The following is a 15,855-nucleotide window of genomic DNA, read 5'->3' as shown; positions in this document are numbered from 1 at the left end:
CCCCTATGCTGACGACTAATCCGACTGCACGGCCGGTGGCCGAGTGTCCGGACCCGAGTTCGGTTGGCGGTACCAGCAGTTAGGCCCGACCTGACCTGTCACCTGATTGTGCAGCAGACCCAGACGCTACCGTTTTCGGGCGCGAAATCGGATGCTGCGGATGCCGTGATGTTGGCGAACATCCTGCGTCTCGACGCAGACTCACACCGACCGATCCCCGAGGACACCGATCTTGCGCGGGCGATCAAGGTCCTCGCCCGCGCCCAACAGGACGCGGTGTGGGCGCGGACGGCACTCGGTGACCAGATCCGGTCGGTCCTCAAGGACTACTATCGACCGCCCTGGCCGCGTTCGATGCGTTGAGTGGTGGCGGGATTACCCGGGCCGATGCCCGGACAGTTCTCGCCGCCGCGCCAACCCCCGAGGCCGCGGCGAAGCTGACCGTCGCCAAGTTGCGTGCCCTGCTGAGGAAAGCGGGTCGGCAGCGCAATGTCGATGCCGATGCAGCGCGCCTGCGGGAGGTCTTCCGTGCCGAGCAACTCCGTCAGCGTGCGATGGTCGAGCAGGCGATGGGCATCCAGTTGCGGACATTGGTGCAGCGTCTTGACGCGGCCTGCGCTGACGTCGAATCGCTGACTGCGGCGACGGTCGAGCATTTCGAGCGTCACCCCGATGCAGCAATCATCACGAGCTTCCCCGGCCTTGCCGCTGTCAGTGGCGCCAGGCTGCTGGCCGAAATCGGTGACGACCGCAAACGGTTCGTCGACGCGCGGGGACTGAAGGCGTACGCGGGTGCGTCGCCAGTGACTCGAGCCAGCGGAAAACGAACCGTGGTGTCGCACCGACAGATCAAAAACTACCGCCTGGCCTCGGTTGGTTCGTTCTGGACTCTCGTCGCGATCCAGAACTCACCCGGCGCACGAGGACATTTCGACCGCAGACGGGCTGCCGGCGACTGGAGCCAGCAAGCTCAACGTCACCTGTTCGGAAAGCTCCTCGGCCAGCTCCATACCTGCCTACGAGCACGGCAGGTATACGACGAGCTTCGCGCGTTCCCTGGCGCTCCAGCGTTGGCGGCTTGACGACTGCCGGTACAGAGCCCCGCTAGATTGTCTGTATGCGCGAGTCGGGGCCGAAACCTGCAGGTGAAGTGGCGCGAAATAAGCTCCCTGGTCCCCGCCTCTTGGTAATCACTGTCATTGCACTGCTCGTGTTGGTCTGCATCAACTACGACTGGTGGCCGTCTCGGTTCGGCGATATGCAGTGGGTAGACCCACTCCTTTTCGGTGGAGTAGCGGTGCTGGTACTCGCAGTCGCGGGGCTGGTCTGGTCGATCCGAACGCTTTATGTCGTGGGGCAGGACCGTCGATGGTCATGGTGGATCCTGCCTGTCCCACTCGCCGTGGTTGGGGTCCTGGCTATCGACTTTCTGCTGCCTCCGCCGACGTTCGACGAGATGCGTCCGCAATTTGAGCAGACGGCGCACGACTTGCTTGCTAGCCCCGAGCTCAGTCGCGCGAATTTGGAGATCGGTCCGTTCGACATCCTTTATGCATCGAAGGGCGACAACGGGACCGTCTACTTCGTCGATGCTCCCTACTTTGCGAGCAGCACCAGCATTGGGTGGGCGTACTCACCGAACGGAAAGCCCGCCGGCTTCGACGACTTCTCGTCAACTCACATTGGCGGACCGTGGTACAAGTTCACCGCGGTATGGCGAACGTGACGACCGCATCAGCATGTCGTTGGAGCTCCCACTTGCGCCTTAGCAAACTGAGATGTCTGTGTGTGCTGTCAAGCCCCCGAGGATTCGAACACCGGTCCCGTAGTCGGTGAGGGGTCGACGAGGGAAGCGTCGCCCCCCACCCATCGAACTACTTGAGGACGCCGATTCGCGATGAACCCGTACGGGCTTGCAGACTGATTGGTACCGTTTCGTGCACGCGGGGAGGGCGGCATAGGGGGGAAATGGCAGGCGTCATTGCAGTCATTATCGGGTTCTTCGCCATCCTGAGCTTGGCAGTAGCACTGATGGAGCGACTGGACCGGCGAGATGACTGGGATCCCAATGAGCTGGATCCCGATCCGCCGGTTTCGATCGACGATTGAGTCGCCGGAGCTCACGGCGGACGACGGGCCGCCGCGGAGGGTTCCGGTGTCTGTCAAGTGCATGGGACATTCGAACAGCCATCAGGATCAGTCCTGTTCGAACTCGTTGGGGTGGCGACGGAGTAGTTCGCCCTCAACCCGGCGAAGCGAGGCAATCTCAGCATTCACATCGTCGAGCCGTCGCCTCAATCGGTCCAGGCGAGCCTCGAGTTCGCGGCCGTCGAGTAGGAGATCCTCCCGCTCGATCAGCAGGCGAGCGATCTGGTCTGCAGCGGGGTTCGTGCCCATTCATTCAGGATATGGCGTTGGAAGGCATTTTTGGGACATTCGTCCGCCCCCGACCAGGCCCTACGCAGTAAGTGGCGCCTCGAGGTTGTGAAGGAGTCGTCGCGCATGGTGCGCCAGAGTCGTTTGGCAACTTGTCGTTTCAGACATCGCATTGCTTCGCGTGATGTCTTGCCTTCGGCCATCTTCCGTTGGTGGTAGGCGTATCCGTCGCTGCTGGGCGTTCTGGCCTGGGTGACGGCGACGATGTGGATGGCCGAGTTCAGGGTGCGGTCGCCGGACCGGGACAGTCGGTGGCGTTGCTTGTCGGCGCTGGCGACCTCGATCGGTGCGGTGCCGCTGTAGTTCGCGAACGCCGCCTCGTTCACGAACCGGGTGGGATCGCCGGTGCGGGCGAGGATCCGGGCGGCGGTGACGATGCCGACGCCGGGAATCTTCAGGAGCTTGGTGCCGCTGGCGGCAAGCTCGGTCTTGATTCGGGTGGTGATGTCCTCGATGTGAAACCGGACCCTCCGCAGGTCGCCAACGATGTCGAGGGCAACGTTCTTCCGCATCCCGTCCGCCGTGGTCTCGGGCAGGAACGCCTTGAGCTGGCTGGCGGCGTCCTCGGTATCGAAGTCACGTTCCATCCCACCGGGGAACAGCTCACGCAGCAAGGCGTGGAGGTGGTTGACGAGCCGGCCGTTCTGTCTGACCAGGTCGACCCGGCGTTCGTCCAGGATTCGCAGCACGTCGGTGTGACCTTCCGGGGCGACCGGCCGGAAATCGCCCTGACCAAACGCCACACACGCCGCCGCGGCGGCATCGATCCGATCGTTCTTCCGCCGCCCACCACGCGAGAGTTCCCGCACCCGAGCGGTCGCCGTCGACGGGACGTCGACGACGGCTTCACCGCGGCTGATCAGCCACTGGGTGAGGTGATGGCCGAGCCCGGAGGCGTTCTCCACGGCCCAGATCCGGTCCGGCCACGCCTTTGAACAGGTGATGAGGTGGGCGTAGTCGTCGAACGATGACCTGATACGCACGGATCCGAGGTCCCGGTTGGTGGCCGGGTCGACGGCTGTGGCGGTGTGGGTGGACTTGTGCGGGTCGATACCGATCACGATCACCGTGGCGTGGGCCTTCCGTGCTGGTGGACGGGGGTATCCGCTGTCGGCATTCCGACTTCCGGCCGCCCGAGAAGGGTGGCGTTCCTGTGTTGAGCCAGGCAGCGAACGGAGACCGTGGGGAGGCAGAACCCTCTTAGAGCCAACCCCCCGGCCGGTCGGGTGGCAGGAAGCCATCGAGCTATCCCCACGGTCTCCTACGGCACGCTACGACCCGTCGGTTCGAACACGACGCCGCTCCGTAATACAAATCGGAAGCCCAACCTCGCCGAGGGACTACCGGCGGCACTCTCGACTATCGCAGGGCGAACCGTCTCGCCGCACGACGTGCTCGCATACATCGCCGGCGTCGTCGCGCACCCGGGGTTCACCGAACGATTCACCGACGAACTGACCCCCCGGTATCCGCGTCCCAATCACCACCACTCCCGCATTGTTCGAGGCCGCCGTTAAGCTGGGCCGCACCGTGCTGTGGCTACACACCTACGGAGATGTCTGCATCGATGAAGCAGCAGGCCGCCCTGAGCGCAACGTCAGACTGCCGGTCTCGGACCCCGCGCGCATCACCAACCTCACCGCGGTCGAGGCGATCCCGGACACCATCTGCTACGACCCCGAAACCCTGACCATCCAGTTCGGGGGCGGCTCGTTCGGCCCCGTCGGCCCCGAGGTGTGGGAATACACCGTCGGCGGCCGGAATGTCATCCGGTCGTGGTTCATCTACCGCAAGACCAACCCCACCGGCCGCTGGTCAAGCCCACTTGACGACATCAATGCGGAGGAGTGGCCGTCCGACTGGAATGGCGAGTTCATCGACCTGCTGACCGTTCTCACGCGTCTCGTCGCTCTGCACCCCCAGCAGGCGGAGCTGCTCGACCAGATCGTCACCGGTCCTGTCGCCGCGATGGATACCCTCGCCGCGACCGGTGTCACCTGGCCAACCTCCAACGCCGACAAGCAACGTAAGCCCGACTACAGCATCGCGACCACGACCGACACCGCCCGAGGGCAGCTCGGATTCGACTTCGGAGGCTCCTAGAACCGCTGCCGCAGGACCGCTCCGCGCGCCCTTGCCCCTAGTCATGTTGTCCGGCAGGAGATCGGGAGGGTCGTCCGCGGCTTCGACCCTGGCGCGTCGCAATGTCGCGTACATGCTCCGGGACCGGCAGACCGACGGTGTCGAGATGCAGTGAAATCTCTATTGAGTGTTTCGGTGTCTACGCCCGGGCTTCCTCGGCGGCAGTCTCCCGGACCACCTCGGCGATCTGGTCCGCCATCTCTTCGATGCTGTGGGACTCGGTACTCAGCGCCACCTTGTCTGCTAGCGATGGACTGTAGCCGCGGACCTGGTCGCCGGTGATCTCATGCCAGATGGGCAGCAGCGTCTGCTCCCCCGCGACCGTCTTGGTCACCAGCCCGTCGAGCTCGTGATTTGTCCAGCCCTTGCTGAAGAAGGACTGCGATAGCACCACGACCCCGTATCGACTCGACCGAATCCCCTCGTCGATCTTACGTCGCAGGCTGTGGCCGATTCGCATCTCGGTCTTGTCGAGCCAGACGGTCACTCCGCGAGCCGCCAAGGCATCTCGGAGCGGTACCGCGACTGCGGCCTTGTCCTCACTCGCGTGCGAGATGAAGACGTCCCAGGTCTGACCGCCAAGTACATCACCTTGAGGCTCCACGGGCTCGCGGACGGCAACCTCGCGTGCAGGGTTGTGTTCACGCAGCGGAGGCAACAGTCCAGGCGGTGGCGGCTGGACATTCACTCCCGCGCGGACCTGCCCGCGCAGGCCTCCCATATCCACCACAACGACCCAGTGACCGTCGCTCGGTATCCCGAGGCGAGCGGGTGACTTCTTGGCCAGGCCGCCGATCATCTGGGCGCGGCGACCCGCCTTGAACGACCGGTAGTGCGACATGGTCATGAGCCGGACATTGGCCTGCTTGTCGAGGGTAACGACAGCGACAGCGCCCTTCTTCTGCTGTTTGAGGTCGAAGATTAGGTGTTCCAACTCTGGGTTCTCCGATCATGCACGGTTGCTCTTGGGGACGCTCCTGACCTTCCTTGGAGATCCTAGGGCTGACCACCGACAGGCCCCGACAATTCAAAAGGACTGCGGGTCAGACAGCCGACTCACCGGTTTCTCACTCGGTCGTTGACGACGGTGACGCAGTGTTCCAATTCCTTGGTTGTCGGACGGTGACCCGCCGGCGGGCTCCAGTGTGACTCGCGGCGATATGTGGCGGTGATTTGACGCTCTGGGTGGCGGGCTTAGTCCGCACGCAGACGTTTGCGTTGCAGAGCGGACAGCTTCGGCTGCTGCCCTTGAGTCGGCCGGCCTTCTTCGCCTCGGCCATGCCCTCACGGGTCCGGGCCTGGGTGATGAATCGGGACCGAAGTTGGAAACCCGTTAAGTTATTGGCACCTTCCGCACCACGGGTGCCGGCCTATCGGCCCTCGGAGTACCGGATTCGAAGACCTCTGTAAGAATCAGCACCCGGCCGGACACTTCTTCATATGAGAGAGAAACCGCACCGGTCACCGCCGTCGGGAGACAAGGAACGCTTCACCGCGCTGTGGGATACCTACGCCGGGCGGGTGTTCGCGTACACCTGCAGGCATGTCGATCACCACACCGCCCAGGAAGTGGTGTCCGAGACGTTTCTCGTTGCATGGCGGCGCCTTGCTGAGGTACCCGACCCGGCATTGCCCTGGCTGCTGGTAGTCGCCCGAAACACCATGAGCAACAACCGTCGGACCGTCCGCCGCCATGATGCGTTAGCCGCGGAAATGGCACGTATCGAGCAAATGACGGCATCCGCGCCAGCCACGGACGTCACAGTCACCAACCGCGCTGAAGTACTCGAAGTCCTGGCAACACTCACCCTCGTAGAGCGCGAGGCGCTGCTGCTTACCGCATGGGACGGATTGAACGCCACCGAGGCGGCCCGTGTCGCAGGATGCTCCGTCCCCGCCATGCACGTCCGACTCTTCCGCGCCCGACGCCGTCTGCACACCGGCCTACCCGCCGAACCCGTCACCCCGATCGCGCTGCGCGTCACCGCCGAACCCAGGAGTGTCCGATGACCAGAAACCTGCTGACCACCCTTGAACAGATTCGGCCAGATGCCCACATCGACGAGCTGTGGCCGAACCATCTGCAAGTAACCGCGCGCGATCGCATCATGGCAACCTCCACCGATCCCGTGGTTCCTGTAGCGCGTCGCCGGAGAGCCGGCGCGATCGCTGTCGTCGCGGCGATCACCGCAGCGGGAGGCGTCGGAGTCGCCGCTGCCACAGGGTTGATGCCGAAGGCCTTCACCGATGCATACTCGGGCTGGTTGACCTACCCAGACAGCAGCGGGGTCAACCCCGCCGCCGCCGAGCGGATCGCCGCCATCCCAGGCCCGGATGGAACCGTCATGAGCGTGTTCGTCGCACAAGGTACTGACGGCACGAGATGTGTCGCTCCTGTATTCGAATCGGCCGCAGATACCGAGCAGGCGGGGCCGGCGAACTTCACCAAACTCATGAACTACTGCCGCCCGGCCGTCGACACTGGCCCGTTTGGCCAGGGCGCCGGAGGTGAGGTGGGAACGTCAGGCAGTCTTACCTATTTCACCTACGACGCCGCCGCAGGCGAGGCCGTCCGAGCCGAACTCCACACCAGCAGCGGCGAAGTGTTCCCTACGATGCTGGTAGAAGGTCGCTTCTTCGGATGGTTCCCGATGCCGGACGGAATGCCGATGGCGACCCTCGTCGGGTACGACGCCAACGGGAACGTCATCGGTCGAACCGGGTGATCTCACCAAACACGCATACAGGGCGAGGTGGTCAGTCTGGGGCCTTTGCGGTCAGCGACCAGCCCCGGGTCCGACGCGGGCGGGCTGAAGCCGGTCGCCGGTGACTGCACAGTTGCCACCTACGTTGACCACGACTGCGCGGGGTGGTCCTCCGGGCCCGACGGACCTGAACCCGATGCGGACAACTTCGGACATCCGCGCAGCCGACTGGCTAAATACTGCGGCATGGTGGCCCGGTGTCAACGAGCGAAAAGGCGTTCCATCAGATGACCCAGGGGGCCTTCATCCAAGCGGGGGATGATGTCCATCCACACGCGCAGTGGTGGCCGTCCAATCACGGGGACGTCGACGAACACGAGGTCCCGCTGCGGCGAGGACCAGTCGCGCATGTCGAGTGTCGAGCACCCGGGCGTCGGCTCGAATCCGCTTGCGCACAACACCTCCACCCCGGGCTCGACCGGAGTCAGAACGCGGGTTCCCGGGACATCGGGGTTCCAGAAGCCGGGGTCCTCCGGACCGAGCACGTCGTTGACGATCACGAGGGAGCCGCGAGGAATCGACGGGGTGGCGGGCTCGGCACCGGCGGGGGCCGAGCCGATCAGAACCGTTGCAGCGGCCAGAGCGAGAAAGGCACCGGTACGCCGTCCGGAGGGAATCGGCAGGGCCATGTCGGACTCCTTGGTCGGGGAAGGCGCGAGAACGTGTCCTCACGTTAGCCGTTGTCCGCATCGAGCTTCCGCATCACGTGGCCGTTGCGCGGTCCGCAGTGGAGTGCCTGCCGCGGCCGCGGCGCGGGTCAGCGGCACACCGTCTTCCAGGTGAGGTCGCAGTACGGCGAACCGGCTCATCGCTTGCTGCCGTTCGCGTTCGGTCAACCCGCTGTCGGTCACGAGTCACCTCGCTTCCATGCTCGCCGGCTGCGACCGCGTTGGTCACATCTGGTGGATCCGGCTGGGCCGGCCCCTCGCTTGCGCCCTGGCGCGTCCTGCGATGTCGCCGCCGCGATCAGGACTCGTCGCGGGCCCGTTGCAGTGTCGCGTACATCGCCGAGCGGGACAGGCCGCTGATCTCGCAGAGTTGGCCGGCGGAGTAGTCGCCCGAGTCGTAGTCCGCGAGCAGGCGTTTGCGTTGCAGGGCGGACAGCTTGGGTTGCTTGCGCTTGAGGCGGCCGGCCTTCTTGGCCTCGGCCATGCCCTCACGGGTCCGGGCCCGGATGAGGTCCGACTCGAACTCGGCCATCAACGACAGCATCCCGAAGAACAGCTTCCCCGTCGGGTCGGCCGGGTCGTGGATCGAGCCGCCGATGCTCAGCCGGGGGCCCTTCCCTTCGAGCTCGTCGGCGATCGACCGTAGGTCAACGGCGGAGCGCCCGAGCCGATCCAGCTTCGCCACGATCAGGGTGTCGCCGGCCCGGCACGCAGCCAACGCTTCCCGTAGACCGGGCCGGTCGCGGTTGCGTCCGGTGAATCCCTTGTCGGTGTAGATCCGCTCCGGCTCGACGCCGAGACGTTTGAGGGCTGTGCGCTGCGCTCGCAGATCCTGCCCCTGAGTTGAGCATCGGGCATACCCCACCAAGATTCCGGACACGAGAGGACCTTAGTGCGGCATAGACTGCCTATCCAGGACCCACATGCAGGACGGTTAAACAGGCCTACGCTTGCGTGCGTCTCCCCTGCATGAGATCGAGTCCCGAACCGGTTTCGGGTGTGCTGGTTGACGGTCGTCAAACAGGACACCTCCAAACGACGAAGGCACCTGCGTGGCGTCAGAAATCGACGAAGCCGGCGACCACTTGGTGGCGGGAGACCCGCGCGCCCTCCCCGGGCCGCGGGGCCGTCGTCTACGGAACGTAGGCGGTTACGAAGCCCGGTGTGGTCGTGCCGGGTTCGGGTATGACAGTGAGGACGACCTGCCCGGTCCCGGTCGGCAGGATTGCCGCCGGGTAGCCGTACTGGGCGAGCGACATCCGGGCGGAGCCGGCGGCTCCGCTCGACAGGTTCAGCCAGTGCACGTCGCCCCGGACTTGGCACGCCCATCTGCCTTGCCGTCTGCCTTCCTCCGAGCCGGTGATCGTCACCGTCCCAGGCTGCTCGCCGACCACGGCCACGCAGCGGACCGCGGGAGCGTCGAAGCTGCCGTTCGGGTTTCCGAACGGCGCGGGGTTGACCTGGAACGGAACGGTGACCGCGGCGGAGGCGGCGGCCGCCGTCGCCAGAACCGAACCGGCCACGATGGCCGCGCAGGCGACCGATCGGCGAATGAAATCGATCATGGCGACCTCCAAGAACAGTCGGGGCCAGGTTCGGTCACTCTACTACCGCCCGTCACAGTCGACAGGCTTGACCTGCGGGATCACGGGCGACAACCCGACGCGAATCTATCCCGGTGCCCAATAGGATCAAGTCTCCCGCTAGCCAGTTCCCTGCCGGCAAGGGCTTCGTGGTTACCAACAACTAACGGGGCTTTGCCCCAGCCCGACCAGTCACGTGGCGGGTTGGGTCGATATCGGGGGCCCAGCCGTTTGGGATTGTGGCCCTGGTCGACGACGTCGATCGGGTGCATGAGCCGTCATGGCTCAGCCGCTCCAAGTTCTAGCAGTTCCCGTTGAAGTAACAAGGGAGAGCTGGCAGAAGCTTCTCCAGGATGGGTGCTGGTATCCACAAGAGCCAGAAGGTCCGGTCCATTTGGATCACCTCTCGGGGTTGGTTACGGAAGTGTTCGCCGAAGTCAAATCCGAGGGCGGGGACTGCTGGCGATTACCAGTTTCTCCAAGGAACCTGTCAGTTTCGGTAGTACCTCCCAACGGTTTTCAGTGGCAGTATCCGCCAGCCCAGCACGGCCAGTTGTCGACGATCCATTGACGGGTCCACTCCGAGAACAAGGGCGGTGGAAGTAGCCAGTAGATCAATGGGAAGTCCATCTTCATCAACTCCGGGTGCTACGGGCAGTGCCCGCCGAAGTCGCATCCGAGGGCGGGACTACTGGTGATCACTAGCTTCTCGGTCAGGGGACCGCCCAGGCGCCGGCGCCGGTCAGGAGGGTGAGTCCCGAGTACTCGGCGAGCAGGTAGTCCGGCGGCGTGACGGTGGCAACCACGGTTCCGGACCCGGTGTGGACTTCGACACTCGGCCATTCGACGAGCACGGTATCGGCTGCGCCGGTCGAGAGATTTCGCCAATGAACCGCATAGGGGGTCCCGGTGAATCGGGTGACGCCTGGCATCGCCGGGTCGGTGCTGGCCGTCACGTATTCAATGTCCCCATTGGAGAGGTAGGTGGCAGACGGCCCGATCCACACCACGGGGATAGGAAAGACGGTGTCGGTCGGCGCGGCGGCGGCTGGTTGTGCCGCGAAGAGCAGTGCTGCGCCGGCACCGGCGACGATGGATGCTCGGCGTAGACGGTGACGTTGTCTCATCGACGGACCTCCCAGCCCTGGTGGCCCGCGCCCGGTCACGAACACCGATGCCGGCCGAAGGATGCTGTCAGCCTACGTCCGCGACAGGTCGGCCAGATCATGAATCATCTGGTCGGGGTCGCCCGTAGCGTGTTCGGCGTGGACTAGTGGATTCTGATCGAGTCGGGTGATGCGTGTGCCGCGATCACCTTCTCCACACCACCGACGTCGTCGAAACCGCCCGCACCACCCTCGTCGTTGGCGCCACCTGACGCCGCGAGAACGCCGCCATCTCTCGCCGCGAGTCACAATCTGTGAGCGCCGACCACAGCTACGAAATCTCGACCATCCAGCTCGGTCCCTACGACGACCTCGCGAAGCTGACGGTGGATCTGGCGAATCATGCCTCGACTGCGGCCACTCTCGCCTGGCAAGCCGAGGGCCAGGTTGTCGTCTCCATCTCGCACTCCATCACATGGATCGACGGAAAGCTCTTCGGCACTGTGCTCCTGACAACCGACGAGCAAACTCTCAACTGACGAGGCGGCGACAGCGCCGCTCTCCACGTCCGAGAACCGACCGATTGATGAACTGTCGAAAGTTACGAACGGAGACACCCGCGGTTTGCAACGTCCACGCACCTGGAGCCTTCTACTGCCGACCAACCGCCGGCAAGTGCGCCCGACCACCATCGAGATCGACCCATCCGCCGTCTCCAACGGTTACGTCGACTCGACCGTGCTGCTTGTTGGCAATCTCCTCGAGAGTGTGACTCTTCGCGGGCGAGAGGAGTTCGTCCATGACACCCAACATGCCGCCTCCCGCATCCCCACGTTTGCCCTTGCGCCAGTACACCCACCCTCTTCGCTCGGCCCACAGTCCCGCCTGGTCCAGTCCGACCAGCACCGCGATTGCGATCGCACCGAAAAAGAAGGTTTCCATCAATTGATTCTCCTTGGATGTACGTGCCCCTGGCTATCAGTTCGGGCATCCTCCAGCCGGCCAGCCCAATTCGTGTCCGGGAAACGAACGATTGATGGACGCCTCGAATGGTGGACGTATCGGTTATGACCCGAGCTGATAGTTGAATTGGCACCAAGAGGGTTCTTCGCCTGATCGGGGCGCTACGGCCGAAAGTCCCAACGGAGTAGACCATCCTCGATGACCGGCACCCACCCCTCGCAGTCCGTTCCCTGCTCGAGCGCCGTCGCAGTGGAGTCGAGCATGGCCTCGATCGAGTCCCACGTCAGGGTTTCGACGCCCTCCCCGAAGAAGTCGACCACGCAGTCCTGGCGGTCCCCGGAGCGGGTGTCGATCACGAGGTAGTCGCCGGCGCCGTCCTCGCCGATCGGGATATAGGCAGGTAGGTAGGTCCCGGCTTCCTCGCCTGCGGGCGCAGCCATCAACATCTCACTTCCGCCGAGATCGTCGGTCATGTCCTGCCATAGCTGAGTCATCCGTCCGTGAACATCAGCGGCGGCCGCGGCGGAGATCGGTGCGAATCTGGGGAGCATATAGAGCGGGAAGCCGGGCTGGCTGCCGTCGTGCAGTCTGAACCACTGGCGCAACTGTTCAGACCAGACCCTGCCGGTGGCAGTCTCAGCGGCGCGAATATCTGCCGGTTTGGCAGGTGGCAACAGGTTCGCTGCGGTCGCGGGGGCATGTTGCTCGCACCAGCGGATGATCCGGGCCCAGTTCGCCTCAACCGTCACTACGCAAAGCTATCGGCGCCGGCGTCGAACCATGGTTAGACATCCGATATGTCAACAACATTCCCCAGATCAACAAAGACAAGACGGTGCGAGCCGTCGCTTCCCTCGCGGCAGCATGACGTCTGCCGACTGAGCTACCGAGCCTCAGTCGTCGATCGAAACAGGCGGACCTGGATCCAGCTCATTGGGATCCCCGCCATCTCGCCGGTCCAGCCGTTCCATCACTGCAACTGCCAGGCTCAGGATGATGAAGAACCCGACGATAACCGCGATAACACCTGCCATTTCCCCCCTATGCAGCCCCTCCCTGCGTGCGCAAGCACGGTACCAACCAACATGCCTGGAAGTTGTGCACTGCCAGTTTCCCGCGACGTCGCCTGTGACTCGCGGCAATAGATGGCGGCGTTCTCGCGTCGTTCCTTGGCGTTCTAAAGGAGGGATGCACCAACGGCTCTTCCCAATCCGGCCGTGCACGGATCGCGGGTCCCGTCGAACAGGGAGCGGGAGCTACCATCAGGTATGGAGCACTACGTGCGATCGGAACCGATCCCCGGAGTCGGGTTCGTTGAACGACCTGCCGGGATGCGAGGTCGAATCAGGTCTTGGATTCGACGGTTGAATCTCTGCGACCTCATGGGGGACCGGAAGCCCAGCGACTACTCCTGCCTCTCGCCGCGGCATCCGGACGGGACTCGTGGACCGATATTATCTTTCAGTTCGGGCGGTGGCGGTGCCGGCTCGGGCGGCGTCTAGATCCGTAAGTCACAATCCGTGTCGGAAACCCATCGTTATCTTTTGTCGACTAACTCGACCGAAAATCGTTTCCTTATGAGGCCCTCCGCTGTGACTCGCGGCGATGTGGCGGCGTCAGGTGGTGCCAACGACGAGGGGTGCTGTCGGCGGTTTCGACGACGTCGGTTGTGTGGAGAAGGTGATCGCGGCACCCTTTCATGTCCGGGAAACGAACGATTTCAGGACGACCTCGGATGGCGGCGACCATCGGCTGTGTGACTCGCCAAGCGTCAACGACTCCCGTTTGCTGCTCAACTAAGAGGCTTTGCGCACAATATGACTCGGTAGCACAAAGGGTAAGGACAATATGACTACTGCCTGGATACAAGTTCTCGTCACAATGGTCGACGGCCCCACGACCCCAGTCGATGGAATCGTGCGGACCCATCACAACTCCGACGAACCCATCAAGGTGCCCACCATCAGCTACGGCGAGAAACCCGTGGTCGTGGGACTTGACCCCGATGGTGTCCGGGTGATCCGGGCCGGCCGGAAGACGCGCGTAGAGGCGCTAACCGGCGAACTGGTATTCCTCACTGACGGGGAAACGGCGTGGCACTTCCATGATGACCCGTCACGGCCACGACGGACCCCCCTCGAACGTGTGCATATCGCGGGCCCGGGCAAACAGTTGTTGATCACACCACCGACCGGGCACTGGGTACGGGGGAACTATGCCCGCCCAACCCGCCCCGTCGAGGACGTCGAGTTCCTCGGCCGCCCATGCTGGTCCGTTGAGCTGGCTCCGCGCAGACCTGACAAACCGTCCGTGCGACTGATCGTCGACGCCGACTCCGGCGCGGTACTCGCCGAGCACACCGGTGACGGAATCGACGGAGCGGCGTTCGAACAGGCAACATTCGGCGCTCCGGCCGACCCCGCCGTCTTCACCTGGAACGGGCCTATCGAGACCGACGACGACTCCCGGGGGAAGATGGTGGCCGCGGCCGAGACCAGGCGCCGACAGACCTACGACTGGTTCCGCGAGAACGTTTCCGCCGCAGACCTACACGTCCCCGTCCTCCACGATTTGACCCCCCAGTGGATCAGGATCGATGACGAGGCGACCGGCGCGTTCAGCGCAGGTTTCGGCGGCGGCGAAGGCGACGGATACATGGCCCGACGCCCACGGTCGAGCGAACCTTGGAACCTCGCCTGGTACGGGGAAGCGGCCGCCGCGTGGTCCACTGCCGACTTCGACTGGGCCTGCCACGTCTTCCGTGGAACTCTCCATCCCGAGGGTCTCTCACTCTTGCAGCGACGTTTGCATCCGAACGACCCAGTGGTCGGGCAGCCAGATGTGCGTCGGCCCGAACCGAACCGGCGCTAGTTGTACCGGTATCCGACGACGGTCACGCATTCACCGTCGACTACTCCCATCACAGAACCGCCAGCTGGCCACGCAAGAACACCGCCACATATCGCCGCGAGTCACAGTCCGGCGACCAGCGCCTCGAGTGTCCCAAAAACGTGTCCCATTGCTCGAGTCCCAAAACCGGGACCTGTCAGTGAGTTCTGGGACACTCACCGCCGTGAGCACACTGTTGTGACTCGCGGCGATAAGTGGCGGTGTTCTCGCACCGTCAGATGGCGGTTTCTGCGGAAGGCGTGCATGATCCGGAAGCCAGGGATCGTTTGAAGGGCCCCGAGATGGCGTTCCGCGTCAGGGCGTGCAGCCGCTGTCCTGTACATCTGCACCGTGGCTGCTGTCGGTGGGTGCGGAGCTGCACAGGCGGTAGGTAGCACCGTTTTTGAGTTCGTCGGACGTGAAGGACTGCCCTGTGAAGTAGTTCATCCAGATGACGTAGTTTCTCTGGTTCGCGGGGATGGCTCCGAAGCGCGCGGTGTAGGTGCATACGCCCGTGCCATCGGGATTCTCATCGATGGAGTCGACCTCCAGTGCAGTCATTGCGAAGGCAGCACCGCTGTCTCCATCGATGACCACTCTGTCGTTCGGGGCGACCGGAACCTTCTCGATGGTGCACTCGCCGGAAGCAGCCGATGCTCGGCTTGCTTGGCCGGTGACGGTCACCGCGGCGGCGAAGGTTGCCGGCACGTCCGTGTTGGTCGCGCAGCTCGTCAGGATCAGCGTTCCCGCAGATGCCGCTGCCGCGATCCGCCCCCATTCATGCCCCATAGACCCACGATAGGCAATCTGAGGCGTACCCGATGGTGGTCACCCGAACCGAGGCGCGTTGGCGTTCACACTGGGCTTGCAACTGGTGAGCCACGACTTGTGGAGCCAGAGAATTCCGCTGGAATGTGGACGAACTTCCGACTCCGATGGTCGCGCATGAAGAATTCGTGCTCGATGCTTTGCGCGCCGGCCAGCTGGCGCCGGTTCACTCCATCGGCTTCCGAATCGGCCGCCGAACACATCGCGGTCGCCCGTTCTGAAGTTCGCTCCACCGCACTCATCATCGCCACTAACCGTCGTCAAACAGGTGTCCTGTTGACGAACGCCAAGGCGGACCGCCATCTCACTTCTGGTAGCAAATCCAACCTCGACCAGAGGCCGACGCAGGCGTCCCGGAATCCCCTCCTGCATCTCAATCCGGGAGAGCTGGCCTATACCGGACTCGGGCGCACCCGGACTGACAAGACTGCTGTCGCGGCACTGCCCCCGCCACCGCGAAACGCACCACCGAGCG

19 protein-coding genes and 1 pseudogene are annotated in these 15,855 nt (G+C 64.0%); 9 read left to right on the top strand and 11 right to left on the bottom strand.

Going from position 1 to position 15,855, the window contains the following annotated elements; translation table 11 throughout:
* Positions 1–168 precede the first annotated feature (168 nt).
* From RT2_RS25580 to RT2_RS26025, 4 genes are all read left to right on the top strand, one after another.
* Positions 169–363 carry an IS110 family transposase gene (locus RT2_RS25580; protein WP_483880099.1) on the top strand — a complete coding sequence of 65 codons (195 nt, stop codon included), beginning with the start codon at positions 169–171 and terminating at the stop codon, positions 361–363.
* Entirely contained in the window at positions 360–1,082 is a 723-nt protein-coding gene (locus RT2_RS20125) for a transposase (RefSeq protein WP_072846578.1), read from the top strand. Before RT2_RS25580 ends, RT2_RS20125 begins: the two co-directional genes overlap by 4 nt.
* Positions 1,083–1,117: 35 nt before the next feature.
* On the top strand, positions 1,118–1,726 hold the full coding sequence (locus RT2_RS20120) for a DUF1109 family protein (protein WP_072846577.1): 609 nt from the start codon (positions 1,118–1,120) through the stop codon (positions 1,724–1,726).
* Positions 1,727–1,968: 242 nt separating this feature from the next.
* On the top strand, positions 1,969–2,109 hold the full coding sequence (locus tag RT2_RS26025) for a hypothetical protein (RefSeq protein WP_169888464.1): 141 nt from the start codon (positions 1,969–1,971) through the stop codon (positions 2,107–2,109).
* Positions 2,110–2,196: 87 nt separating this feature from the next.
* Here RT2_RS26025 and RT2_RS25575 read toward each other — a convergent pair whose 3' ends face one another.
* Positions 2,197–2,397 (bottom strand): hypothetical protein, encoded by a 201-nt coding sequence (locus RT2_RS25575; protein WP_139191171.1) that lies wholly within the window; start codon positions 2,395–2,397, stop codon positions 2,197–2,199.
* Entirely contained in the window at positions 2,355–3,503 is a 1,149-nt protein-coding gene (locus RT2_RS20115) for an IS110 family RNA-guided transposase (protein ID WP_425439064.1), read from the bottom strand. Before RT2_RS20115 ends, RT2_RS25575 begins: the two co-directional genes overlap by 43 nt.
* A gap of 114 nt (positions 3,504–3,617) precedes the next feature.
* Between RT2_RS20115 and RT2_RS20110 the strand changes: the two are divergent.
* Positions 3,618–4,539 (top strand): annotated as a pseudogene (locus RT2_RS20110) (type ISP restriction/modification enzyme).
* Positions 4,540–4,717: 178 nt separating this feature from the next.
* Here the strand turns inward: RT2_RS20110 and RT2_RS20105 are convergent.
* Positions 4,718–5,512 (bottom strand): DUF1883 domain-containing protein, encoded by a 795-nt coding sequence (locus RT2_RS20105; protein WP_072846575.1) that lies wholly within the window; start codon positions 5,510–5,512, stop codon positions 4,718–4,720.
* Between the two features lie 506 nt (positions 5,513–6,018).
* On the opposite strand from RT2_RS20105, the gene RT2_RS20100 reads away from it, so the two are divergent.
* Positions 6,019–6,588 carry an RNA polymerase sigma factor gene (locus RT2_RS20100; RefSeq protein WP_072846574.1) on the top strand — a complete coding sequence of 190 codons (570 nt, stop codon included), beginning with the start codon at positions 6,019–6,021 and terminating at the stop codon, positions 6,586–6,588.
* Complete coding sequence (locus tag RT2_RS20095; protein WP_072846573.1) at positions 6,585–7,304, top strand: hypothetical protein; 720 nt, start codon at positions 6,585–6,587, stop codon at positions 7,302–7,304. Before RT2_RS20100 ends, RT2_RS20095 begins: the two co-directional genes overlap by 4 nt.
* Before the next feature lie 239 nt (positions 7,305–7,543).
* Here RT2_RS20095 and RT2_RS20090 read toward each other — a convergent pair whose 3' ends face one another.
* From RT2_RS20090 to RT2_RS20070, 4 genes are all read right to left on the bottom strand, one after another.
* Positions 7,544–7,972: a hypothetical protein gene (locus RT2_RS20090; RefSeq protein WP_072846572.1), complete on the bottom strand. Its 429-nt coding sequence runs from the start codon at positions 7,970–7,972 to the stop codon at positions 7,544–7,546.
* A 337-nt stretch (positions 7,973–8,309) separates the two neighbouring features.
* Complete coding sequence (locus RT2_RS20080; RefSeq protein ID WP_072846570.1) at positions 8,310–8,891, bottom strand: recombinase family protein; 582 nt, start codon at positions 8,889–8,891, stop codon at positions 8,310–8,312.
* A 253-nt stretch (positions 8,892–9,144) separates the two neighbouring features.
* Positions 9,145–9,576 (bottom strand): hypothetical protein, encoded by a 432-nt coding sequence (locus RT2_RS20075; RefSeq protein ID WP_072846612.1) that lies wholly within the window; start codon positions 9,574–9,576, stop codon positions 9,145–9,147.
* 731 nt (positions 9,577–10,307) lie between these two features.
* The gene (locus RT2_RS20070; protein ID WP_072846569.1) at positions 10,308–10,721 is read right to left on the bottom strand and encodes a hypothetical protein; all 414 of its coding nucleotides are present in this window, start codon (positions 10,719–10,721) and stop codon (positions 10,308–10,310) included.
* 293 nt (positions 10,722–11,014) lie between these two features.
* Here RT2_RS20070 and RT2_RS20065 point away from each other — a divergent pair, with 293 nt between their 5' ends.
* A complete protein-coding gene (locus RT2_RS20065) occupies positions 11,015–11,239 on the top strand; it encodes a hypothetical protein (protein WP_072846568.1) in 225 nt (74 codons plus the stop codon).
* A 112-nt stretch (positions 11,240–11,351) separates the two neighbouring features.
* Here RT2_RS20065 and RT2_RS26150 read toward each other — a convergent pair whose 3' ends face one another.
* From RT2_RS26150 to RT2_RS26015, 3 genes are all read right to left on the bottom strand, one after another.
* Positions 11,352–11,642: a hypothetical protein gene (locus RT2_RS26150; RefSeq protein WP_174556735.1), complete on the bottom strand. Its 291-nt coding sequence runs from the start codon at positions 11,640–11,642 to the stop codon at positions 11,352–11,354.
* Between the two features lie 182 nt (positions 11,643–11,824).
* The gene (locus RT2_RS20055; RefSeq protein ID WP_072846566.1) at positions 11,825–12,412 is read right to left on the bottom strand and encodes an SMI1/KNR4 family protein; all 588 of its coding nucleotides are present in this window, start codon (positions 12,410–12,412) and stop codon (positions 11,825–11,827) included.
* A gap of 144 nt (positions 12,413–12,556) precedes the next feature.
* Positions 12,557–12,697, bottom strand: a complete 141-nt coding sequence (locus RT2_RS26015; RefSeq protein ID WP_169888459.1) for a hypothetical protein — start codon at positions 12,695–12,697, stop codon at positions 12,557–12,559.
* Positions 12,698–13,580: 883 nt separating this feature from the next.
* Between RT2_RS26015 and RT2_RS20050 the strand changes: the two genes are divergently transcribed.
* Complete coding sequence (locus tag RT2_RS20050) at positions 13,581–14,534, top strand: hypothetical protein (RefSeq protein ID WP_245709235.1); 954 nt, start codon at positions 13,581–13,583, stop codon at positions 14,532–14,534.
* Positions 14,535–14,867: 333 nt separating this feature from the next.
* On the opposite strand, the gene RT2_RS20045 is transcribed toward RT2_RS20050, so the two are convergent.
* Positions 14,868–15,341, bottom strand: a complete 474-nt coding sequence (locus RT2_RS20045; RefSeq protein ID WP_245709234.1) for a hypothetical protein — start codon at positions 15,339–15,341, stop codon at positions 14,868–14,870.
* Positions 15,342–15,855 lie beyond the last annotated feature (514 nt).

This window comes from Rhodococcus tukisamuensis NBRC 100609 (assembly GCF_001894985.1).
GTDB lineage: Bacteria > Actinomycetota > Actinomycetes > Mycobacteriales > Mycobacteriaceae > Rhodococcus_G > Rhodococcus_G tukisamuensis.
The sequence above is the reverse complement of the archived record's forward strand: the minus strand, read 5'-3'. Positions and strand labels throughout refer to the sequence as shown.